The sequence below is a fragment of the Acidovorax sp. LjRoot204 genome (assembly GCF_056175785.1).
The window spans coordinates 37,458-61,144 of record NZ_JBGFFF010000008.1; the positions used below are offsets into that span (position 1 = coordinate 37,458).

A 23,687-nucleotide genomic window follows, 5' to 3' on the forward strand; every position below is an offset into this window, starting at 1 on the left:
TGCAGCAGGGGTTGCTTGCTTTTTGGGCACATGAGCGCATGACGCTGCTGTTAGCGTGCCAGGGGCCTACCGTCCAGCCACTGCACGGCGGCATCCAGCACAGGGTCGCCACCGGTCATGACGCGTTGGACGAAGCCTGCGTCCGCCGCCAGGCGCAGATCGGGCTCAACGCCTTTGCCAAAGACATAGTGGTCGCCTTTGGCGCCCAGTTCTGCCACCGTGGGCGCGTGAACGATCACGTCTCCGGGCAGCAGCACGCGCGTCGTCATGCCTACAGCGCCCGGCGTGGGCTCCGTCCCGATGACCTGGGCCCGACCGGCTTTTTGCAACCAGGCTGCGAACATCTCGCACGGGCCCGTGCACTCCGGTCCCGTCAGCAGCACCAAGGGGGCGCCGTAGTAAGCGCCGCCTTGTGTGAACAGCGGCAGCTGTGGAGGTAGGCCCAGGCTGCCGCGAGTGCGCCACACCTTGGCGGTGGCGTCCACCTGGCGCTGCGCGTAGCCCTGCAGCCTCAGTGGTCGGTCGTAAGAGAAGAAAGACGCTGCGTAGTGGGGAACCAACTGATAGGCACCATGGTTGGCGCCCCGAAGGTCCAGCACCAGGCCGCTGAGCCGTGCCTGGGTGGCGGCTGCAAGGCTGCGTTCCCACTGGTCCAGGTTGCCTCCGCCGTCGGCGAAYGAATTCAGCGCGATGTAGCCGTACTGCCGGCCCGATTGACTGCGCAACTGGAACGCTGACAGCGATTCGTTGTTGGGGGCTGATCCTGCCGCCTGAGGCCGTTCCGCCACGCGCTGGCGCAGATCGAAGGTTTGCTCCTTGCCGTCCTGGCGCACCTTCAGCACCATGGCTTCCCGATCGTAGGCCATCAGCTTGAGGGCATCGTGGCGGCGCCCGACTTCAGTGGGGCGGTTGGAGTAGCGTACGGCGCGGCCCACATAGCGCCCGATGCTTTCGCCATTGACTTCCACAATCTCAGCGCCCGGGCGCAGCCCGGCCAGTTCCGCTGCCGAGCGTGGAGCGACGCTGCCTACCAGGGCCCGGCCATCAGGCAGCCACCACACGCCCTGCATCGGCAGGGGCGTGATGCCGCGCGGCAGCCACTGGCCGGCCAGGCCCACATCGAGTCCTGCCGTGAGACCCTGGGGACCACCTGCACCGCGCAGTTCGACGCGGAACAGGCCGTCCTGCAGGCGTGTGCCAATGTCGGCGTAGATTTGCGCCATGGCTTGCCGCTCCCGCTGGTCACCGGCCTGCCGCACCTTGTCCGCCAGCTCGGCCTGCAGCCGCGCCCAGTCCATGGGCTGCGCGCCGCGGAACGGGTAGCGTTCATGCATCACACTGGTGAATGCCTTGAAAGCGTCGCCGGGCGACAGCCGGGTCAGGTCGATGTCGGCCGTGGACTGCACCCCATATTGAGCCAGCGCGATCTCGCGGCTGCGGTCGAAGCTGAAACCGCGGCTGTCCAAGGTCACGACGGTGTAGCCGCGTGGCAGCCGCACCATGGGGTCGTCGGGCGTGAAGAGGCGGCCGTCCGCACCGAAGCCCGCCGGAAACGCTGCGCCTGACTCGCTGGCCCACACCAGCAACTTGCCACCCACCGCTTCCATTGCCAGGTCGGGCTGCAGTGGCCATTCCATCTGCACTGAACTGGTGGTGAGCATGGCGTGCTGCTCTATCGCATCCAGCGCGCGGCGGCCAGCCCGGCGTGGCAGGCTGGTGTGCACAGACAGTGCAAATATCTTCACGCCAGCGCCTGAAGCTCGTACTCTGCCCGAAGCCAGGTCGAAGAGGGTCCCCGGTGGAGTCTGCGGCAGGTCGATGGACACCGCAGAGCTGTCTGCGCGGGGAGTGGCCAGCAACTGGTCCTGAGGTGTTGTTACATGCGCAGTCTGGCGCTGCACGAAGTACGCGCCCTGGTCGAGCAGCGCCACTAGCGTGCTCCCCGCAGCGACGGGGTCGCCCGCGCCGCGTTCGAGGGCGGCAATGAGCCGCACCGGGCCGCCTTCGTCGCGCGCCATCACGGCGGCCCCGGAGGGCGGCTGGAAGGGGATGACGTTGCGGCCGTCCCAGGTCTGGCGGCCCGCGTCCATGGCCTGCCGGCCCGTCGACATGACCTGCTGCCCGGCGGACACAGCGCCTTCGCTACGGCTGATGGCTTCGCCGGCCCGGCCCAGGCCATCGAGCAGACCTGAGTGCGCCGGTATTGCGAAGGCTGCCAAGACGACCAAGGCGGTCAAGGCGGCCGTGTTTGGCACAGTACCTGCCCGGTGTTCTGCGGCGCAGGAGTGGGTAAGCAGGTTGCGGAGCAAGTGTGCGTTGGGCATGGTGGCGGTGCGTCGAAGGGGGTGCTTGTGGGCCTAGACGTAGCGGATCACAAAGTCGTTATCAGCGGCGCTCACGTTGATGCGGCTGATGATCTTTGTATCCACCGAAGCTTGCAGGAACTCTATGGCCATGCGTGGCAGGAGGTTCTGGGTCAGGATCGCGTCGATCATGCGGGCCCCAGACTCCACTTCGCTGCAGCGCTCTCTGATCAGCCGCACGGCGCTGTCGTCGAAATCGAACTGCGCGCCATGGTTGACCTGGATGCGTGTCTGGATGCGGCGCATTTGCAGGCCAATGATCTGCTCAAGCATCGCTTCGGAAATCGGGTAGTACGGCACCACCGTGAGGCGACCAAGCAGCGCGGCCGGGAACTTGTCGAGCAGCGGCTGGCGGATTGCCTGGGCCAGGGCCTCCGGCGACGGGATGAGGTCGGGGTCGTTGCAAAGGCCTGCGATCAGCTCCGATCCCACATTCGACGTCAGGATGATCACTGTGTTCTTGAAGTCGATATAGCGGCCCTCGCCGTCTTCCATCCAGCCCTTGTCGAACACTTGGAAGAACATCTCGTGCACGTCCGGGTGCGCCTTCTCGATCTCGTCGAGCAATACCACGCTGTACGGTCTGCGGCGCACCGCTTCAGTCAGAACGCCACCTTCGCCATACCCCACGTAGCCCGGTGGCGCGCCCTTGAGTGTGGAGACGGTGTGCGCTTCCTGGAACTCGCTCATGTTGATGGTGATGAGATTCTGTTCACCGCCGTACAGCGCCTCGGCCAGGGAAAGGGCGGTTTCGGTCTTTCCCACCCCCGAGGGGCCTGCCAGCAGGAACACTCCAATGGGTTTGCTGGGGTTGTCCAACTGCGCGCGCGCTGTCTGTATGCGGCGCGTGATGGCCTCCAGCCCGTGGCGCTGGCCGATCACGCGCTTTTCTAGCGTATGTGTCAGCGTCAGCACCGACTTCACTTCATCGCGCACCATGCGGCCCACGGGAATGCCTGTCCATTCGGCCACGACGGCGGCCACAACGCCCGCATCCACCACCGGGTGCAACAGGGGATCGTCGCCCTGTAGGGTTCGCAGTTCCTTGCGCATCGCGTCCAGCTCCTCTGGCGAGACGGCTGGTGCGGCTGATGTCATCGCTTCAGCGGAGGCAGCAGCAGCATCGACGCTGGCAGCAGCGTCCGGCGTGCGTGTAAGCCGTGCAGCCAGGAGTGTTGCTTCTGCCTGGACGATACGTTGCGCGAGGTCATTCTCGCGGGCCAGTCGTTCGGTCAGCGTGGCTTTCTCCACCCGCAAGCGCTCCAGCGCTGCGGCCAGCTCGGTCATGCGCCCTGGATCGGCGATGCCCAGGTCGGCCTCGCGCTGCACCACCTCCAGCTCCACCTGGAGCGCATCCTGTTGGCGGATCACGGCCTCCAGGCGTGCTGGGGTTGCCGTCAGGGCCATGGCAACGCGAGAGCATGCGGTGTCCATCAGGCTCACGGCCTTGTCKGGCARCTGGCGYGCGGGAATGTAGCGGTGCGACAGGCTCACCGCCGCCACCACTGCCTCGTCAGCGATCCGAACCTTGTGATGCGCTTCCAGCTTGGCGGCCACGCCGCGCAGCATGTGCACGGCTTTGGGTTCGTCGGGCTCGTGGATGTGTACCAGCTGGAAGCGGCGTGTCAGCGCCGGGTCTTTCTCGATGTACTTCTTGTACTCKGCCCAGGTGGTGGCGCCRATSGTGCGCAGCACGCCACGGGCCAATGCTGGCTTGAGCAGGTTGGCAGCGTCGCCAGTGCCGGCCTGGCCGCCCGCGCCGATCAGGGTGTGCACTTCGTCGATGAACAGCACGATCGGGGTGGTGCTGGCCTGCACTTCGTCCAGCAGCGTGCGAAGCCGGCTCTCGAACTCGCCCTTCATGCTGGCGCCSGCCTGCAGCAGGCCGACGTCCATGGTGCGCAGCTGGACGCCGCGCAGCGGCGGTGGAACGTCGTCCGTGGCAATGCGCAACGCCAGGCCTTCCACCACGGCGGTCTTGCCGACACCGGCTTCTCCCACCAGGATGGGGTTGTTCTGCCGACGGCGCATGAGGATGTCGATCATCTGGCGCACTTCTTCGTCGCGGCCTGTCACCGGATCGAGCTCACCTAGGCGCGCTCGCTCGGTCAGGTCAATGGTGTAGCGTTGCAAGGCGTCCTGCTTGCGCGTACCGAGCGGCGACGTCGCACTGCTGGCCTCGCCCGGAGCTCCCTGGAGACCTGAACCGTCGGCGGCCTTTAGTTGGGCTTCTGGCGACAACGGCAGCAGCTTGGGGAATGCGTCGCTCAGCGAAGGCTCTCCGAGCTTCTCGAACTCCTTGGAAATTGATCGCAGCTCATTGGCCAGCGTCCGAGTGCGCAGCATGCCGGAGAGCCAGTAGGCGCTGCGAATCTGCGACTCGTTGAACATCAGCGTGGCGTAGACCCAGCCTCGCTCGATGGATATCTCGATCTGGTCCGAGAAGTCGGAGATCGACGTGGCTCCCCGTGGTAGCCGGTCCAGACTACGCAGCACGTCGGCAGCAAGTTGCTCTGCATCGATCTCGAAGTGGCGACACAGCCTCATCAGGTCGGAGTCGTTCTCCTGCAGCAACTGGTGCAGCCAGTGGACCAGTTCGACATAGGGGTTGCCCCGCAGCTTGCAGAACACCGTAGCGCCCTCCAGCGATTTGAAAAGCAGCGGGTTGAGTTTTCCGAACAGGGCAAGGCGACTGATCTCAGACATGGTATCGGGGCAGGGCGTTGATGAGAATTTCTGGGAGAGTTAACAACGAGGGTTTGTCATGCGCCCGGAGGCATGGTCGCGCGCGCTCTGACCTGCTGGCTGCGCGAATGCAACCAGCTTTCCGGGTCCAGACGGAAATCATCCGCATCAGAGGCCGCAGGGCCGTCGAGCATCCAACTGGTCCAGCCCAGGCGGGTTCCGCCTCCCAGACGCGTGCCGGGGACTTCCTCACGCTGTAGCACGAGCTCGAAATCCCAGGCGTACTCGATACCAAGGTAGTTCCTCACCCAGTCCACGAGTGCCTGGAAATCTGGATGGCCCGGAAGAAAGCGCTCGTACTGCGCCAGTGTCATGGGGCCAATGCGAAGCCGGAACTTGCTTTGCGCATCCGGAACCCTGGATCCCACCACCGTATCGACCCCCAACTGAGAGTTGCAGGGATGCCGCGAGAGACGGGTTTGCTGCGAGGGTTCGAGCTCCAAGTAATGCAAGCAGTATTCGTTCAGAGCGACGGGCACTCCAAAGTAGCTGGCGATGGCACGCTGCAGGCCCTCCGGATTGCGGGTGATGCGCGTGAGGTGCCCGGCCATGTGAAGCTTGGCGTGGTCGTCCACCGCATCGCGGCGTCGTGCTGATGGTTCACCGATGCCAATGATGCTGGCCAGGTGGCGCCCGAACATCCCGTCACCGGGCCGGTCCAGGGATACTGTGGGCTGGGCATCGGCCCATGCACGAAAGAACAGCAGCAGCAGCCTGTGGTGGAAGATGTCGGAGAACCGGGCCAGCGTCGGGTCGTCGTATTGGCGCTGTCTCTCGCGGACGTACTCCGTCAGGTGGGTAGGCAGCGGGCCATTGGGACCATACAGGCCGAAGTTCCAGACCATCAACCGCTCCGGCTGGCCTGCAACGGCTGGCAGCACCTCCGCGATGGTGGCCGGGGCGAAGGCGAGAGAAGGGTCCTGTCCCAGGCGGATCGGCTCGGCTTGCGGGCGCGCAGCGCGGCCCAAAACCGGTAGGTCCGGATGGCGAGCCTGCAGCCATCGCAACGCGAAGAACAGATCGAAGGCGTGTGGATCGCTGCGCAGTCGTTGCCACAGGTCGGCGCTGCCATCATGCCGCTGCAACGGGTCTTCCCCGGTTGGAGATGCTGCGCCGGTCATGTATTCGGCCTCTGGCCTGGGCGAGCGTCCCACTTGGCGAGTGGCCCTCGTTGCCGCGAGTGCAAAGACAGTTCTGTGAAGCTGTTGACACCCACATGGCGCGCGAAAAAGCGCTCAAGCACACAGGCTAGCGGCCATGCGCTCACGCCAGCGAACGAAGATTCATCGACCGTGAGTGTGATCCCCACTCCCCGGCCGTATATCAGCTGGCTGTGTTGAGCAAGGCGTCTGGTGATGGGTTGAATACTGACTTCCTTCAGCCCGGCAACTTGGCCGGTGAGGGCATGGTTGCCCAAGGCGAGATAGAGGTTCATCAGTTCGCGAAGCGTGGCTGCGCCTTCCTGCTCCGAGAGGTCGGTCATCGCGAGGTAGTTCAGCGACAGATGCGAGATCAATCTCCAGGTGATCTCGTTCTCTGACACGCTGCCCATGGGTCGCGATGGTCCAGCGACGGTGCGTATGGCGCCGATGGGCGCCGAGTCGAGGGTGATGAAATCCCCCCCGGCTTGATTGATCGGCATCAGCAGAGGCAGATCGCGGTTTGTGCACAGGGTGCGTACCGAAAGCTGCTTGAGATCGTCTGAAAAAGGGGCTGCTCGTTGGTCCACCAGCGACAGGAAAACTTCGCTGCCCAGGTATTGGGTCCGGGGCCCGAAACGAACGGCGTGCTCCGAAAACAGCCGGGGCTCCCTCCGTACAGCGAAGTACGCTTGGTCGTCTGAGCGTATGCCGTGCACGGAGGCATACAAGGGAACGAACTCCCGGTCGTTCACCTGGCCCTCCTGGTGGCCGGTGACGCTGAGCACGTTGTACACCTCGAAGTCGCGTGGGCGGGTGCGTTCCATCACCACGTGGTACTCGTTGACACCGGCCGACACGTGGATGCGGTCCGCCATGCGCTCAAACAGGTTGATCGCGGGTGTGCAGTGCAACAGGAAATTTTGTCTATCCACCACCGGTTCGAGGTCTGGGGCTGCCTTGCGTAGCAGCAGCGTCATGGCCAGACGCCTCCCAGGGATCACCTGTAGCGAACTCGCCAGACCTTGGATGGAGAAAAACCGGAAGCGCGGCGGAAAGGCGAAATACTCATGCAGCAGCCGGTGCCCCTGAAACGCCCGGTGCGAATAAGGCAGCAAGGACTGACTCTGTTCATACCCTTCGGCACGAAGGGCGTGGGCTGAGAGGTATCCGTGCACCCGGGTCGGGTCTTGTGCATCGTGCACCACGATGCCGAGGAGAGATTCGTGCAACAGCTCCTGCAGATGAGACGCCACAGCGTCAGATGCGTGGATGTACATATCCAGCCGATCCATCGGCAGTTGCGCGAAGTCGGTAGCCCCCTGGGTTTCGATTTCCAGGCGCAAATGCCCTGCCGGCTCATGCTGCAATCCGAAGCGGGAGAGGGGGAGGTCCAGTGGAGGGCCACCCAGAACTGTGCGGGACAGTGCAATAGGCCATAGAGTGACGTCGTGCCCAGTACGAAAATCGCACGGTACTTGGTCATCATGGGTCTTGCGTGAGCGCAGCATGCTGCCAGCGGGCAGGCAATAGCCGTCTGCCACGTTGCCCTCGGTATCGCTGGGAGACATCTGGACGACCACCATGGCGGGGGTGGGGGCCAGATAGTGRGGGCACACCATCTCGAGGATGCGTTGTGAAAGCCGTGGGAACTCGGCGTCCATCTTCATCTGCACCCGCGCGGTCAGGAAGCTGAACCCCTCCAGGAGACGTTCAACGTACGGGTCTGCCACATCCAGGTCTCGCAGCGCGAGCCGGCCGGCCACTTTTGGAAATGCGGCAGCAAACTCGGCCCCCAGCTCACGCAGGTAGGCCAGCTCTCGGTTGTAGTACTCCACCAGACGCGGGTTCATCGGTGTGTCCTCGGTGTCAGCTTCTAAGGTCCGACAACACCACTTGACCGGTTTCTAGGTCCAGGCTCGTCTTGAGCAGCAGCTCCAGAGGGTAGGGCATGGACCAGAACTGGCATCGGATTTCGAATTGCAAAGTGTTGTGGTGGTTGAGTGAATCGAACGACGGCAGGAGAGTCACCGTCAGTGAGTCGGGCAGGACCCGGGGCTCAAACGCCAGGATCGCGCGGCTCACATTGGCTTCGACGTCTTTCCAGTCCAGATCGGAAAGCAGCTTGCCCGCCAGGGGATTCATCCCATAGTTCAGGGTGGATCTTTCAGCATGCGCAAGTCCGGAAAAGTCGATGTGTCCCGAAGCATTGCTTGCGTTGAGTAGCCAGCCAAGATCGCGCAGCAACGCGCCGCGCAGGCGCGACTCGGTGACATACACAGCATCGGCCTGCTCCGTCCGTTGGGTGGGCTCATGGTCGGTCAGGCGATCCAGCAGAGCCGGCTGCAGGCGATCCTTTTCGGTTCCAAAACCGCTCAGTCTTCTGGACTGCATGACAGGAATACGTCAATCCAGGAAGGAGATAGTGCGCACATCGAGCAATGCGTGGTCTCCCTGGTCAGAGACCCACATTCGTTGCCCCCGGCCTGCCACATGCTCGTCACCGATCTCTGCCCATTCCGTGCGTCGTGCCAGCCTCAGGCCGTCGTCATCGTGAGCCTGCAGCGGATAGCGCGTGGGTACCAGGCCTTTTAGCGTGCTGTCGTTGACCAGCACCAGCTCTGCGGGTTTTTCCATGGCGATGCTATGCACCGCTGAGAAGGGAACCCAGTAGTAGCAGCCGTTGGTGTGAAACTCCAGCACTGGCCCCAGCCTCGAGTCGGAATCGCTCAGCCATTCGAACGGTTCGCCATTGAGCTTTCCGGAGCGAGCCGGTGCCATGTCCAAGGCAAGGGATCGCAATTGCAGCGCAGCATTGGGAGTCCCTTCTGACTCTGCTTTGAGGGCGTCCACCATGTAACTCAGCCATGCAGGCGGTTCCCCCAGGATGTAAGGGGTGCGACGCCCCTCAAACACCTCGGTGCGCAGCAATTCGCAGCGCATGGCTTCCCGATAGGCATGTGCCATCGGAATGGCCTTGGGATCCAGCTGCGCACATACCTGCAACTGCGCCAGCGCCTTGTCCCAGTCGCCAAGTACCGCTAGCAACTGGAAATAGAAAGTGCGCAGCGAGGCCTTGGAGGGCTCAGCCCGGATCGCGTCTTTGACGCGATGGAGTTGAAGGTCCAACGGGCTTTGGGAGTCAAAGAGAATGGCAGTCACGTTGAAAGCTGATGTTGATCATTTTGGGTGCCGGCGTGCTAAATCGCCTTGACGGATGATCGATTGCGATGTCGGTCATCCGACGAAGGTGGGGCATGCACTGCGGCCCTTCCGAGTAGCGGTGCGCTTGGACTCAAATTCGTGAAAAGTACCTGCCTGCCTGCAAACGACGGCAGGTCAATCAGCGGAAGTTGGGTGAGGCGCCAGGTCGCGAAAACAGCGATGGAGTCACGCTAGCTTTTGTTAGCGTGTGCCTTCTTCCTGGCAGGACCGCTGCCGGTCAGTTGCCTGCTTCTTTGACAGAAGGCAGTTTGGACACAAGTCGCAGCGAYACCGTSAGSCCTTCGAGCTGGTAGTGMGGGCGCAGGAAGAACTTGGAGGTGTAGTACCCCGGATTGCCTTCCACTTCATTCACCTCAACCTCAGCTGCGGCCAGGGGCTTTCGTGCCTTGGTCTCCTGGGAAGAGTTGGAAGGATCCCCATCGACGTAGTTCATGATCCAGTCGTTGAGCCAGCGCTCCATGTCSYYGCGCTCSYKGAACGARCCGATCTTGTCGCGCACGATGCACTTGAGGTAGTGCGCGAAGCGGCAGCACGCAAACATGTAAGGCAGCCGTGCCGAGAGGTTGGCGTTCGCCGTGGCGTCGGCGTCGTAGTATTCGGCGGGTTTGTTCAGCGACTGCGCACCAATGAAGGCTGCAACGTCCGAGTTCTTGCGGTGTACCAACGGCATGAAGCCGTTCTTGGCAAGCTCCGCCTCCCGGCGGTCGCTGATTGCGATTTCGGTGGGGCACTTCATGTCCACGCCACCATCGTCTGTGGGAAATGTGTGTGCGGGCAGGTTCTCCACTGCGCCGCCGGATTCCACGCCGCGGATGGATGTACACCAGCCGTAGTATTTGAAAGAGCGGTTGATGTTTACCGCCATGGCATACGCCGAATTCGCCCAGCAGTACTTGCTGTGGTTGCCGCTGGCAGTTTCTTCTTCAAAGTCGAACTCGTCCACCGGATTGGTCTTGGCGCCGTAGGGAAGGCGGGCCAGGAAGCGTGGCATGGCGAGGCCGATGTACTTGGAGTCATCGGACTCGCGCAGGCTGCGCCAAGCGGCGTACTCGGTGTTGGTGAATATCTTGGTCAGGTCGCGAGGGTTGGCCAGTTCCTGCCATGAGTCCATCTGCATCAGCGCGGGAGATGCGCCGGAGATAAAGGGACAGTGGGCTGCTGCCGCCACCTTGGCCATTTCCCCCAGCAGTTCGACATCCGGCGGGCTSTGGTCGAAGTGGTAGTCGCCCACCAGACATCCAAAGGGCTCTCCGCCGAACTGGCCGTACTCCTCCTCGTAAACCTTCTTGAAGATGGGGCTCTGATCCCAGCCCACGCCCTTGTAGCGTCGCATGTTGCGATGAAGCTCCTTTTTGGAGATGTTCATCACGCGGATCTTGAGCATCTCGTCCACCTCGGTGTTGGTCACCAGATGCTGTAGGCCGCGCCAGGCGCCTTCAAGCTTCTGGAACTCCGCATGGTGAATCACGAGGTTGACTTGTTCGGACAACTTTCGGTCGATCTCTGCAATGATGGCTTGCACGGTCTGGTACGCATCGTTGGAGATGGTGGCTACCGATGCGAGCRCCTGCTGTGCAAGCGTCTGTACGGCAGCTTCTACTGCGTCGCGTGCTTGGTCGGTTTTGGGCTTGAATTCTTTGTTCAGCAAGGCCGCAAAGTCGTGGCCTTCTAGCGACTGGGCGGTGGTTGATTCTGTGGTGGCTACTACTGCACTCATGGGTGATCTCCGTTGGCAGGGATGTCTCAGGCGGCGTCGTTTTGAGCTGGCGTCTCAGCGGCTTCTGCGGCGGGCTTGGCACTCGCAGCCAGTGACTTGAGCAGTGCAGGGTCCTGGAGTACCTTGCGGATCAGCTCTTCTGCTCCCTGCTTACCGTCCATGTACGAAAGCAGGTTATGGAGTTGGGTGCGAGCCTCCAGCAGTGTGTTGAGTGGGCCGATGTTGCGGGCCACCGCGGCAGGCGAGAAGTCATCCATGCTTTCAAACGTCAGATCCACGCTCAAATAGCCTTCACCAGTGAGTGTGTTGGGCACCAGGAAGGAAGCGCGAGGCTTGATGGATTTCATGCGGGCATCGAAGTTGTCGATGTCGATATCCAGGAATTTGCGATCGGCGATTTCCGGTAAGTTTTCAAGCGGCTTTCCGGACAGGTCGGCCATCACGCCCATGACAAAGGGAATGTGCACCTTTTTCTCCGACCCATAGATTTCCACGTCGTACTCAATTTGCACGCGTGGCGCCCGGTTTCGTGCGATGAACTTCTGCCCGCTTTTTCCCACTTTGGTGATTGACATGTTTACCTCTCTCTCTCAAGTTGTCTGGTTCGATCAACCTTTGGCCGAGACCTCGTGGTTGCCGGTTCAAATGCTTACAAAGTTGTGTGAATTCGCTACGGTTTGTCGTGGCTGAAACGAGTCGTTCCTGGACGGTCTTTTTGTCGCACACAGCCCTTGGGGTGACCATGACGCGCATGCTTCGAAGAATCTCCACTGGGAGGTGGGAAAGTCCACAATTTCGTGGAGCCTGTATGCGTTGAACGGGGCTACTGTTTCTGTATTTCAGTATCCGATCTGCCTGCGTAGCGACTGTTACAGTTCGTAGTTCAAGAGGTCTGTTCAGGCTGGACTCCTGTGATTAACTCGATCTGCTGAAGGCTTTGTGGTGCGAGCTCGCGAAGGAGGTCGATGAAGCTCATGCCCAYCAGTTTTGCGGATCGGCGAATCAGGAGCGAGGCGGGGTTGGTGGGCTCGGTGGATTCGAGGAACTCGGCGATCTTGACCAACTGTCTGATCGCATCCTCCCGGGTCTTGATCTCCTGGCCGACGGCTGGCACGGCGGTGACAACTACATCTGGTCCGTCGCCTAGTCCTTTGGAAACGGCAACGGCTTGTTCTGACTTGGGCAGAAGGCTGTGGAGCAGCGCTACCAATGATTGAATGTTGCCCATGTCGGGCCGCTGGTGGTGGGGCAGCTTGTCGTCGCACAACCGCACTAGCTGTTCTAGCGCCTCTTTCGCTCGGGGGACCGCGACAAGCAGGGCGTGCCCTTGTTCCACGGCGTTAGCCATGCCCAGCCGCAGTTGGTCCATGGTGAGCTGTGCATTGGATTCCGCACGCTGTCCGCGCGCCAGCACTTCTGCGTCGCGTACTGTGAAGTGACCAAAATTGGAGGCGAGGAACTCCGTTTGCCTCAACTCGCGCAGCAGCCCGGTCACGTCGTTGAGCATGGCAACGGCGTTCATGCGCATGAAATAGTCGCCGTCTTCAGGCAGTGGGTGAATGTCGCCCCAGTACTTTGCCAGGAGGGCTCCCATTAACTCCAATCCGCGGGCCAGACCGATGAGCCCTTCGGTGTTTGTCCAGGATCTGCACAGCAGTCCGGCGATTCGCATGTCCTTGCTCTGCACCAGCAGTTGCAAGGCATTGCTTTCCACAGATTGCCAGTCGGGATCTTCGGCGGGAATGATGGTGTCGCCGTACTGCTGCTCGACCTTTCCGCGGGCCAATTGCTCCAATGCCAGAAATTCCGCCGCATAGGTCATCTCGGGGCCGCACGGAGGCGCGGAGGGAGCTTCGTTCAGGAGTTCGTCGAGGTTTGTCATGGTGAAGGGGCCTTGATCCAGGGAAGGCGGGTTCCGTCAATGTTTGGAGAACAATTGAGCGAAGAGCCAGCGGTCGGCCTTGCCGTGATGCACCAGTTCCTGGGATTCCAGGCGATGGGTGGGAGATATCCACCACAGGCTTTGCTCGCCAAAGAGAGCCGTGTGCGCTCTCCATTCGCCTGCAGGCAGCGTGATGTTTTCAGCGAGATCGCTTGCTGTTGCTTGGTGAGCTTGCGAAGCCTCGTGGAGGTCCGACAGGATGTCTTGGATGAGAGATGGCTCGCGCTCGCTGGGCAGTATGGTGCCGAAGGGGTTGGGCAACAGGCTGACACGTCGATCCAAGTCATCCACAGAAAGCGCGCGGCGTCGTGCCTCCACAATGGCAGAGCGCGCTCCCGCGAGGAATGCCTTGACCTGCAGGTCGTCTGCAAATGGGCAACCCGCATGCGGCGCCGTTGCCATCACGGTGAGTGGGTAATAGCGCCCGACACGGTCCACGCTGGGCGCGAGTGCGCCAATTACCGGTGAGCCCTGTGTGCTCAAAGAGGCAATGAAGAACCACAACGGGGCGTTCACGAAGGTATCCGACCAGCCTGCGCCGTCTGCCCGGCGCAGTTGTTCCATCCCCTCTCGCATCCACGCATCCCACTCGCTACTGAGGGCATGCGGCATACGCCTGCCCACGAAGTCACCCAGGCTTGGCAATTTGCCGTACCAGGCGACAGAAGAAGGCGCCAGCATGCTGCGGAGGTCGTTGCTCAAAGGTTGCTTGGGCATTCGAACTCTTCCATCGCCTTGAGGCGGAATGGATTGAACACACTGCTGGTAGTGACTTCAAACCGTACCCGGCGCCCATCTACGTTGAAGATCGCGGAGAACTTCTCCGGCGCATTGCCCGGAAGGAGCTGTGCGCGGTCAAATAGCCGATGTAGCGCCCATGGACCTTCCGTGACCAATCCCGAGTTTTCACCGTTGGTGCTCGTGATCTGCAGCCTTACCTGGCCTGTGCCCCGCGTGCCTGGCCAATTCATGGATTTAGGGATCTGCGGCCCGTGCTGGTAGCGAAGCACGTCTCCATCCACGTCCAAGACCATCTGCGAAATGGCCGCGTCCATCTCGATGGGCTTGATGTCCAGACGGATACCGGGTGCCTTGCCTCCTGCCCGAAAGTAGACATCGCGGATGGTGGCCGCTTTCTGGAAGGATGCCAGCGACGCAGATCCTCCGACCGGCGTTCCGTCCACACCCTGCTTGAAGGTCCAGGTGGAAGCGGATATGTCGACCATGGGCTGTAGCGTGCTGCGGAAAAATTCGTCCATGACGCCACCCATGGCGAACAGTTTGGCGAAATCATCAGCGGTGACGTCGCGTCCTGCGCTGCGTGTGAAGGGGTATCTGCCCAGCACGGCGCGGCGGCAGAAGTCCCCGATGGTCGCGTTCAGATTACCGCCAATGGTGCTGCGTACGTCCCGTCCGACCAGGGTGGATGTCGCTTCAGCCAGATCGGTGTACATCAGGTTGAGAGGCGGAGGGAGGCGCTTGGCTTCTGCACGCACCCTTTCAAGGGTCGACGACAGCGTCGGCGGGATGGTGCCACCCGATTTCACCTGCTGTCGCGCCGATGCGATCACGGCAGATGCCTCGTTGAGTACCTGCAGGCTCTGTGTCAGTGGCGAAGGGCTCGACCCGTTGCTGGTCGCGAGCCGGCGGTATTCGCGGAAGCGGAAGTCCACGATGTCGGCTTCGAGCGTTCCACTGGGCGTAAGGCCTCCCACGTTGACCTGCTTACCGGTCAGCCTGCTCAGCTGCCGCTGTTCCTCGCGAATGCGGTTCAGCTTATCTCCCAGCCAGCTGCTGGTGCTGGCGCCGCTGCTATCGGCATCTGCATCGGGGCGGCGTGCAAGCGTCGTCTCCTTGGCGACGGCGCGGATGAACTGTTCCAGGCTCGAATTGGCAGATGAATACAGGCGAGCCTGCTCCCCTGCCTGGTCCAGTGATCCGATGCGGGTGGGGCGTACGTCGGCCAGATAGTCCTCCCATAGCTTGGCGTACTCCATCAGGTACAGGCGTTTCACCTCGTTGGCGACCTGACCGGTCAATACCTCCTGAGCGATGCTGCGCTTGCCGTCCGCCTGCCCCAGCACCCAGCCTTCTTCCTTGGACAGCAGCGTTGTGACCTTGGGCAGCTCGTGCAGGAACACACCGTGGTATCCGTCATAGGTGAACAGTCCGGATATTCCCTGCGTCAGGGGCCGGCCGCTGCGGCGGCTGAACACCTGGGGTGCTTCGGGGCCGCTGGCCCGCACGACGCTGAAGTCCGCTGGCAGGCTATTGCCCGTGATCAGCAGTTGCTTCAAGCGGCTATATGCCCGCTGCGCTGGGGACATCTGTGCCAGGCGTTGGCGTACCTCCGCCACCAGTGCGGTGTCGACCGGGGTTGACGATATCACCACGCGTTCGTCCATGAGCCGGTCCAGATGGTGAGATAGGCGATCGCCCACGCCCGCCTGCAGCAGTTGCGGCGTCAGGCTGGCGTCCCATTCGTGCCGGATCCATGCCTTCACCGTTCGGGCGTCGAAGCGATCGGCGTCATGGATCATCAGATATGCCTTCAGCGCTTCGTAGCTGGCCTCGGGGTTGCTTGTCGAGGTTTGCTGCAACGAGCGGCGCAACTGCCGCACGATACCGGGCAGCCACGCATCTTCCAGAAGGCGCAGGTAGGTGGTGTCTGCTGCTGTCTCTACTTTCGGGACCTGCAGCAGGCCCCAACGCCAACTCAGCGGTGGCGAGCCTGTGTAGCGCTCACTGACGGCGAGGGATTCCGCATGGTCTAGCATCGGCAATAGCGCCACCAGATTTTCCGGGTCGCCCGTTTTGGCCTCTTCGACCGCTTGTCGCAAGGTGCCCACACTGGTCTTTACTTCCTCCAGGTACCCCAGGTTGTTCTGGTGACTGATGCCCCAGGCCAGCGCAGCACCACTCAGTGCCAGAGCCAAGCCGATGAGACCGCCAGCCTGCAGCAGTCGGAGCTGCCGCTCTTTCTTGGCGTTGCGGCCTGTCAACCCCGCTTCGTTGAACATCACACCCTTGAAGAGGGTTTCGATGAAAAAACTCTTGCCTTGCTGCCCTGCTCCAGGCTTCAGCGGGGTGGCGATGGCGAACCGCCGCTTGAGTGCCGACAGCACACGGTCAAAGGGCATGCCCTCTTGCGTACCGCTGTTGAAATACACGCCACGGAACAGGGGCTTCTCTTTGAAGCGCGAGGATGAAAAAGCCTCCTGCAACGTTTGGTGCACCAGTTCGCGCAGGCCCACAAACTGCTGGGGCAGCCCGTAGATCAGTCCACGCCGGGCAAGATCCGGTTCCGCCAGCAGGCGATGGGGCAACAGGCGATTGATTTGTGCCACCAGCGCGTCGAACTCTGCAGTGAACTGGGCCGTAGGGTCATCGTTGGACGGCACATTCTCTCGGTATTGCTGGGTGAAGCCCCACACCTGGGCGCGCTCGTCGCGCGTCATCTGGCCGAAAAATTCGTTGAAGCCCGCCAGCAGGTCGGCCTTGGTGATCAGTACGTACACCGGGAACTTGATTGCCAGTTCATCGCACAACTCCCCGAGCCGCGCACCGATGGTCTTGGCGAGGCGCGCGCGCTCCGCTTCGGTACTGCTCAAGAGCTCTTGTACGCTGAGCGTCACGATGACGCCATTGATGGGCTGCCGACCGCGAAAGCGCTTCAGAAGCTGTAGAAAGCCCGACCAGGCGGCTTTGTCTTGCACGACATCGCTGTCGTGCGTCGTGTACCGGCCGGCGGTATCCAGCAGCACGGCCTGGTCTGTGAACCACCAGTCGCAGTTGCGTGTGCCGCCCACGCCTCGGATTGAGCCCCTGCCGAACTGTTCGGCCAGTGGAAAGTCGAGCCCCGAGTTGGCCAGTGCCGTGGTCTTGCCCGATCCTGGAGAGCCGATGATCAGGTACCAGGGCAGCTGGTACACGTAGCGCTTGGTGAAGCGGCCTAACAGGCCGCTTTCGGTAGTGCCAAAGCGAGTCTTGGAAAGAACCTCTACGGCCTCCTTGAAGCGCCCCTCCAGTTCAGTCACCTCCTCTTGACCAGGTGCAAGTTCTTGGGGGGTATCACGGCCAGCAGTGATCCGTGCGATCTGCCCCATGAGCTTGTCGTTCATGCGTTTGGCACGCCACCAGTGAAAGAGTAGCTTGATCACCCAGATGGTGAATAGCGCGGCGATGAGGGCCCAGCGCACGTTTTCGCTTTCCAGTGGCTGATACGGCTTGATGTAAACCAAAGGGCCGATGAACCAGATCACCAGACTCAGCAATACCAGACCGATGAAGGCCAGAGTAAAACGATTGAACAGCAACGCTGCCATATGTCTCAGCATGCTCATTTCTTGATGCTTTCAGTCCGCGGGGCATTACCGCTGAGCTGCAATTCCTTGTCACGTACCTGCGGTGCGACCAGCAGAACGATTTCTACGCGTCGGTTTCTCGCCTTGCCTTCGCTTGTGGTGTTGGGCGCCACAGGATCCGCTTCTCCGCGGCCTTCAGCCTGCACGCGCTGACTGTCCCGAACCGTGCTCAGCAGCATGTCAGAGACGGACCGAGCTCGGTCTTGGGAGAGGTGCCAGTTGGATGGGTACCTGGCCGTGCGAATGGGCGAGTTGTCGGTGTAGCCGTTCACGACCACCTTGCCGGGCACTTCGTTCAAGGCGGTGGCAATGCGCTGAACCACCTGCACATAGCGAGGTTTGACCACGTTGGAGCCCAGTTCGAACAAGCCGTCGCCGCGCAGGATGATGGTGCTGCGGTCCGCCTGGTCAATGACCTCGACCAGACCTTCGCGGATTTCAGGTTCGAGGAATTGGCGCAGCCTGGGCTTGTCCACGCTCGCCATGGCCGCGATGGCTCTGGGGAATCGGATAGCGTTGATGGAGGTGAACAGCGCGTCAGACTGGGCTGCGAGTCGGTAGCTGAACCAGAGGAAGAGGGCGAACGCGAGCAGCAGCGCGAGTGCTGTAGCTACCCAAAGCGGCACCATGGTCCACGGAGGCGCCGCCCTGCGTTCCTCGCCTTTCCAGTGAAGTGATAGTGCGCCGCTGCGATCGCCACGTGTACTCTCGATCAGAGCCAACAGCCGCGCCTTGAGCGTTTCCAGCTGGCTTCGTCCGTTCTCGATCACGCGATAACGTCCTTCAAAACCGAGCATGAGACAGAAGTACATCAGCTCGATCAGGTCGATGTGTTGGTGGGGTGTCTGAACCAGCTTGGCCAGCAGCTGGAAGAACTTCTCGCCCCCCCAGGTTTCGTTGTGCAACGCAACCAGAAGGCTGAACTTGGGCCAAACGCCAGATCCGCCCCAAGGCGTTTGCGCCGCAGCCTCGTCCACCACGGTGCACAGGCAGTACCTTGCCCCGATAACAGTCTCGATCGGAACGCCCGCGACGCCCGCGCTGCGCTCGAATTCGCGGATGTTCGCAAGTAGCAGGCGCTGGAAGCCTTCAGGGTCCGCGTTGGAGGCCATCGCCCGGATCTGCGGCACAAGATTTAGCAGTACGTTCGCGGATGCCACCAGTGGATTGCCACCGCTGACCACATCGGGCAGGTTGGTGCATGACATGTTCTGGGCGCCTGCTCCAGGTATGGATATTTCAGGCGTTCCGAGTGCGCCATGCTCGGTATGGTCACTGGCGCTGAACGCGAAAACGTTGTCCGTGATTGGGATCGACATGGGTTGTTCTTATCTGCGGATCGCCCAGAATTCCAACTCCAGCTCCGGGAACTCGCCCGAGACATGCATGGCTAGGCCCCCTGAGCTGTTGAGCTGGCGCCACAGGTCGTGTGTGGTGTCAACCTCAAAATAGGAGTACCCCGCGTGATAAGGGATTTCGCGTGGAGCCACGGACAGCGATCGCAGGGTGACGCCGGGCAGGTGGAGGTTGACGAGGTCCCGGATCTTCTCGACAGGCCCCAGCTTCGTCTGGGTGGGAAAGTGGGTGCGCAGGAATTCCACCGTGGTCTGGGCGTGTACTGCCAACACGAAATCGCAGGTGGTCAGCAGCTCGGTGGACGGGATGAGGGCTACACGAACGCCGTATTGCCGCTCCTGCAGCTCGATCTGGATAGCGTTTTGCTCAAGCACCGACGAAAGGCCGCGGCGCAGTTCCAGCATCAAGGGCGGAAAGCAGCTGCGCAGGTCGTCGTGGTCATAAGCCGGCAGTGGCGCGGGGCGTCGTTGCTCGCGGGTGAAGGTGGACAGCTCTCCCGCCATTTTCAGGAGGTCATCGAAGAGGCGCTCAGGGTGAATGCTGCGAATCCTGACCCAATGTTCTACCGCGGGCTCCCATCGGTTGATGAATTGCAGCATCAGGAAGTCACCCACCTCGCCGACACCGCCGCGCCCTGGCTGGATCAGCCGCTCCTCCAGCGCGACGCCCCGCTGGCGCAACAGGCCGTGAAGTTCTCGGCAAAACGCGAATAGTGCGGAGGTTTCAGAGTTGTTGACGACAGTCGGGATGAAGGTTTTGTCCAGCAACGCTGCTCCATCCGCCTTGCGTTCCACCACGTGGGCCACGGGCAGAGATACCCAACCGTCGGAAAGATCGTGTGATGTGCGCAGGCTGAACCGGGCGATGCCCAACTGCACCTCCGCCGGCTGCGCGCCAACGTCGTTAATGTCTGCCACTTCCAGCACCTGCGCTTGGTAACGCGTCATGCCTGCGTCGTCGTCGGCAAGGGTTACTTCTGCGCCGCTACGCCGCCGCAGCGGGAGTGACAGATGGATCAGCGTGTCTTTGGTGTTCTTCCCCACATCAAACGGTGGTGGGGCATCGTCCACATCCGGGATCCTGAACGGCGTGCCGTCAGGTAGCACACCTTGCGCAGAGATCAGTGCAACCTTGCCGAGGGCCAGCATCTGGGTGTCCAGGGTCAGCTCTGAAAACCCCCAGTAGAAAGGCTGGGCGGAAAGACTGCGCCCTTGGATCAGAAAGTCCAGGTGTCGCTCTTGTTGTTGAAAGTGCTGAGGGCGCAGGAACATCCCTTCCGCCCACACCACCTTGCGTTGCCAAACCATGGTTCTACCTTGAAGTGATTTGATGTTGAACCCGTACGGCGTCGCGCGAGACCGTGACCAGGTAGTGAACGGGTTTGAGCCGCTGTGTTTCTCCAAGGCCCCACCAGCGGCGGCGCATTTCCACCGAGTTCGGGGCATCGACATGTGCACGCCAGGTGCTGCGCTCGAGGTCGCGATAGCTGGCGAAGAAACCGAAGGCACGCACGTCGGGGTTGCCTTTGCGTTCGATGACGCGGCGCTCACCCGGTGCAATCAGGATCTCTTCTCGCCGCACGAAGTCGCCGCCGAGCTGGCTTTCGTCCTTGTCCAACAGGTCGAAGAAGCTGGAGCGTTCGAAGGTGACGGGAGTGCGCAATTCGTAGATGCGCAGCAGTACCGGCTTGGGCATGCCGTCCACGTCAGGGTTCAGGCTGCGCTCGGCGATGATCTCGATGACGGCTGGCGGCACCCCGGTGGGCGCCTCGCTGGGGCGATTGAGTGTGTTCACCACGCCGCATCCGGACAGAGGCAGCGCTGCCATTGACAGCCAGTGGGTGGTCTTCAGGATCGTTCGCCTTGATACGGCTTTCTTGGTCATCTGCATGGCGGCATCCTCCCGTTCAGTGGGCAGTTCGATTCAGTTCAGTTGACGGTCTGGTTTGCGGATACCCACACGGCCAGCGCGCTGAGGTTGTCCTGATGGGGACGGTCTTTGGAGCGAACGGCTTCCGCCATGTCCTGTAGCCAGACGTCGGGCCGCTCTGCGGCCCGCAGCGCTTGTTCCATCGCGGACTCGTGTAGGTTTTCCCATAGTCCGTCGGAGCACAGCAGAAAGGCGTCACCCTCTGTCAGCTCCACGGATTCAGGCAGCACGGTGGGCGGTACCTGCGACTCGGCACCCACTGCACCGGCCAGGACACTGCGATTGGGCAGCGACCTGGGATCGCCGTTGGCATACAAGCCAGCGTGCAAAAGCTGCTGCACAACGCTGTGGTCTTCGGTCATGCGGTGAACCCGGCCTTCCCGGAACCAGTAAAGGCGCGAGTCGCCCCAATGCGCCCACAGCGCGCGGCCGGTGACCGGATCTATGCACAGCAGGACCACGGTGGCGCTCATGTGCATCCGCGAAACGGAGGTGGGCTGTTCTTCAGATACTGTATGTTCGGCGCGAAAGATGAGCGATGCCAGGCTGGCTGGCGCAAACATAGGGTTCTCGCGGTAACCTCCGAGTACGGCGTCCACCGTCAGGCGCGCGGCCAGCGCACCGTTGCCATGGCCTCCAGCTCCATCCGCCAGGGTGCAGCAAAAGCCTCTCGATCCCAGATCTATCATGCCTAGGTAATCTTCGTTGGAGGCACGGCCGCCTTTGTCGGTGATGGCCGATACCGACAGCCGCAGGCGGTGCGACTCTCCTGCGATATGTGCGATCACGAATGCTCCTCGGCAGACTGTGCGGCGGCTTCGTATGCGTTCACAAAGGTTTTCCCGGAGAACGCCATTAGGTCGTCTTCTGCATGGCGACGCACCGAGTCATATTGCTGCTGGAAGTCGTCCCACAAGGCGGCTTTGCGATGCACTCTGGATATTTTGGTTAGCAGGCTAGACGCTACCGCAGCTTTCTTCTCTAGCTCTGCTGGGCTGAGGCTTGCCACGGCTTCTGAGTAGGCGGCTCGTATGCCGGCCATCAGTGCGATCTGGTGTACCGCCAGGTCTTTGTACGCTTCCTTCATTGCGGGTACCGGCTTCATGAATCCCGGAAACGTCTGTCCAATAAGCTGCAGCATCACACCGTCTGCCGTCGGCAGGAACTTGAGGGGGTTGTTGGCCCCGGAGGCAATGATCGTGACGTCCGCTCGGAATTCACGTTTGATTTCCGAGCGCGCGGAGAGGAGGTCGATAGAGCCTTGTACCGCTACCCGCAGTGCTTCGCCGAAAGCGCGCATGAAATCCGGCGTGATGGTGACGTGTGCTTTGCCTTGCTCTATCCCCGCGCCTTGGAGAAAAGCAGCGGCGAGTGCATCCGATGAAGCTACCGTTGTCTGCGCCGTTACGTGGGCGTCAGCGGCGGTCGGTGTCGGCGCAGGGGGTGACGCGGGCTGCGTGGCGTGCGTGGGGATCGCCTTCTCCCATAGGTGCGGCGGCTGGATATCTGCGATCTTCAGCAAGTCCTCCTCCCGCAGTGCCTGCGCAGCGTCTCCGCCGTCGAACAGAGCCAAGTCCAGCCCTTGCATGGCGTGAAGTCCTGCCTCTACAACAGACTCAACGGGCGGCGCAGCCACCGGAGTTGCCTCGACGTTGAGGCGGTTGGTGGCGGGGAGCCCATGGGCGACCGCAGCTGGCAGCGCTGTCGCATGGCGCCGTTGGGCATCGCGGGGCATGTTGAACACCTGGGCCAAATCCGAGCCGCGGGACATGCCATGGTCTTCTGGCTCCACATACATCGACTCCCCGGGCTCACGAAAGAGCTTCAGCGGGTTCAGTTCGATGGCTGGATCCAACTGCTTGGGCAGCCCGGTATGCGCAGCATTGTCCATTTCGCCCGCGAAATGCCCCGTTTTGGGCAATGCCTGGAGCAGGCCATCGTTCTTGAGTTGAACCACTTCAGCCAAGCTCTTGGCGGCAAGATTCCCGCTCCAGGGGTCACGCTGGAGGGCTTGCTCCCTGGGATCAACTGCGAATGGGTTGAAGTCGTCGGGAATGACCATCGCTCGATGCGCTGTCGGCGGTGCCTGTGTGGGCCTGGCTGTAGCGGCAGAAATATCGAACGGGTGGGGTGGGGCGTGTTCCGTCGGAATGTCTGCATGCAGCCCGTCCGCAACAGGGGCGGCAGAGGCCGATTGCGCCACTGTCAGTGCCGCGGCGGGCCCTGGCCCGGTGGCGGACCGTTCAGGGACGAGCGCTGCCGCAGAGCGGGCCTCGACCCGTCCAAGCATTGCGAAGGGGCTGGCCTCCGCATCGTGCTGCGATGGTGCTTCGGGCAGGGACGAGAGCAAGAGGCCTGACAGGTGTGCATCTCCTCCGACGATGTCTGGTATGTCTGCCCAGGGGTTGGGCAGGGAGGCGAGCCCGATCGCCGAGGTTGCGGCATTGGCGCTCGGTGTGGATGTACCCGGCTGTGTGTCACTGCCGGCTGCCGATGTGGCCTCCGAGATGCCTTCTGTGAACGCGCGGGAGACCTTCGCCTGGGTAGCCTGCGCATCCTGGTGTTGCCCTGGAATGACTGCGCGCAGTTGATATGGACCAATGCCTATGCTTGTGCCGGGTMCAAGCGGTACCTCTTGCCCGGACAGCACCTCCAGCCCGTTTACGCGCACTGAGCGTCGTTCGCACAGATTGGCGATATAGGCTCGGTCGGAGTCAAGGCGGACCATGGCATGCACGCGCGCGACCATCGCGTCGTCATCGGGCAATACCAGCTTGTTTTGCCCTGCACGACCCACGGTCCCGCCTGCCATCCCAAAGATGGCGGACCAATAGCGGCAGACCGGGCTACCCGCTTCGTGTGTGACCACCAGTTCTATCTTGTCCATTGCGTATTTGCGCGTGCGTT

General features: G+C 61.8%; 16 protein-coding genes. All 16 read right to left on the reverse strand.

Features of this window, described 5'->3' with window-relative positions:
* Nucleotides 1-50 precede the first annotated feature (50 nt).
* Complete coding sequence (locus AC04MI_RS03240) at nt 51-2,237, reverse strand: S41 family peptidase (RefSeq protein WP_476497074.1); 2,187 nt, start codon at nt 2,235-2,237, stop codon at nt 51-53.
* A 120-nt stretch (nt 2,238-2,357) separates the two neighbouring features.
* Nucleotides 2,358-5,069, reverse strand: coding sequence for a type VI secretion system ATPase TssH (gene tssH, locus AC04MI_RS03245; RefSeq protein ID WP_436078313.1), 2,712 nt, complete (start codon nt 5,067-5,069; stop codon nt 2,358-2,360).
* Nucleotides 5,070-5,125: 56 nt separating this feature from the next.
* A complete protein-coding gene (tssG, locus tag AC04MI_RS03250; RefSeq protein WP_056059627.1) occupies nt 5,126-6,229 on the reverse strand; it encodes a type VI secretion system baseplate subunit TssG in 1,104 nt (367 codons plus the stop codon).
* Nucleotides 6,226-8,100 (reverse strand): type VI secretion system baseplate subunit TssF, encoded by a 1,875-nt coding sequence (tssF, locus tag AC04MI_RS03255; RefSeq protein ID WP_436078314.1) that lies wholly within the window; start codon nt 8,098-8,100, stop codon nt 6,226-6,228. The genes tssG and tssF overlap by 4 nt, the downstream gene beginning before the upstream one ends.
* A gap of 16 nt (nt 8,101-8,116) precedes the next feature.
* Nucleotides 8,117-8,641 carry a type VI secretion system baseplate subunit TssE gene (gene tssE / locus AC04MI_RS03260; protein ID WP_056059623.1) on the reverse strand — a complete coding sequence of 175 codons (525 nt, stop codon included), beginning with the start codon at nt 8,639-8,641 and terminating at the stop codon, nt 8,117-8,119.
* A 12-nt stretch (nt 8,642-8,653) separates the two neighbouring features.
* Nucleotides 8,654-9,409, reverse strand: coding sequence for a type VI secretion system accessory protein TagJ (locus AC04MI_RS03265; protein ID WP_476497075.1), 756 nt, complete (start codon nt 9,407-9,409; stop codon nt 8,654-8,656).
* Between the two features lie 280 nt (nt 9,410-9,689).
* A complete protein-coding gene (gene tssC / locus AC04MI_RS03270) occupies nt 9,690-11,189 on the reverse strand; it encodes a type VI secretion system contractile sheath large subunit (RefSeq protein ID WP_476497077.1) in 1,500 nt (499 codons plus the stop codon).
* A 26-nt stretch (nt 11,190-11,215) separates the two neighbouring features.
* The gene (gene tssB / locus AC04MI_RS03275) at nt 11,216-11,764 is read right to left on the reverse strand and encodes a type VI secretion system contractile sheath small subunit (RefSeq protein WP_056059615.1); all 549 of its coding nucleotides are present in this window, start codon (nt 11,762-11,764) and stop codon (nt 11,216-11,218) included.
* Between the two features lie 308 nt (nt 11,765-12,072).
* A complete protein-coding gene (gene tssA, locus AC04MI_RS03280; RefSeq protein ID WP_476497078.1) occupies nt 12,073-13,071 on the reverse strand; it encodes a type VI secretion system protein TssA in 999 nt (332 codons plus the stop codon).
* Nucleotides 13,072-13,107: 36 nt separating this feature from the next.
* Nucleotides 13,108-13,848 (reverse strand): type VI secretion system-associated protein TagF, encoded by a 741-nt coding sequence (gene tagF / locus AC04MI_RS03285; RefSeq protein ID WP_436078315.1) that lies wholly within the window; start codon nt 13,846-13,848, stop codon nt 13,108-13,110.
* The gene (gene tssM / locus AC04MI_RS03290; protein WP_436078316.1) at nt 13,830-17,474 is read right to left on the reverse strand and encodes a type VI secretion system membrane subunit TssM; all 3,645 of its coding nucleotides are present in this window, start codon (nt 17,472-17,474) and stop codon (nt 13,830-13,832) included. Before tssM ends, tagF begins: the two co-directional genes overlap by 19 nt.
* Entirely contained in the window at nt 17,471-18,814 is a 1,344-nt protein-coding gene (locus AC04MI_RS03295) for a DotU family type VI secretion system protein (RefSeq protein WP_436078317.1), read from the reverse strand. Before AC04MI_RS03295 ends, tssM begins: the two co-directional genes overlap by 4 nt.
* Before the next feature lie 9 nt (nt 18,815-18,823).
* Nucleotides 18,824-20,158, reverse strand: a complete 1,335-nt coding sequence (gene tssK, locus AC04MI_RS03300; RefSeq protein WP_116748803.1) for a type VI secretion system baseplate subunit TssK — start codon at nt 20,156-20,158, stop codon at nt 18,824-18,826.
* A 4-nt stretch (nt 20,159-20,162) separates the two neighbouring features.
* The gene (gene tssJ / locus AC04MI_RS03305) at nt 20,163-20,741 is read right to left on the reverse strand and encodes a type VI secretion system lipoprotein TssJ (RefSeq protein WP_233250246.1); all 579 of its coding nucleotides are present in this window, start codon (nt 20,739-20,741) and stop codon (nt 20,163-20,165) included.
* Between the two features lie 38 nt (nt 20,742-20,779).
* Complete coding sequence (locus AC04MI_RS03310) at nt 20,780-21,568, reverse strand: PP2C family protein-serine/threonine phosphatase (protein ID WP_436078318.1); 789 nt, start codon at nt 21,566-21,568, stop codon at nt 20,780-20,782.
* The gene (gene tagH, locus AC04MI_RS03315; protein WP_476497080.1) at nt 21,565-23,667 is read right to left on the reverse strand and encodes a type VI secretion system-associated FHA domain protein TagH; all 2,103 of its coding nucleotides are present in this window, start codon (nt 23,665-23,667) and stop codon (nt 21,565-21,567) included. Before tagH ends, AC04MI_RS03310 begins: the two co-directional genes overlap by 4 nt.
* Nucleotides 23,668-23,687: the final 20 nt, after the last annotated feature.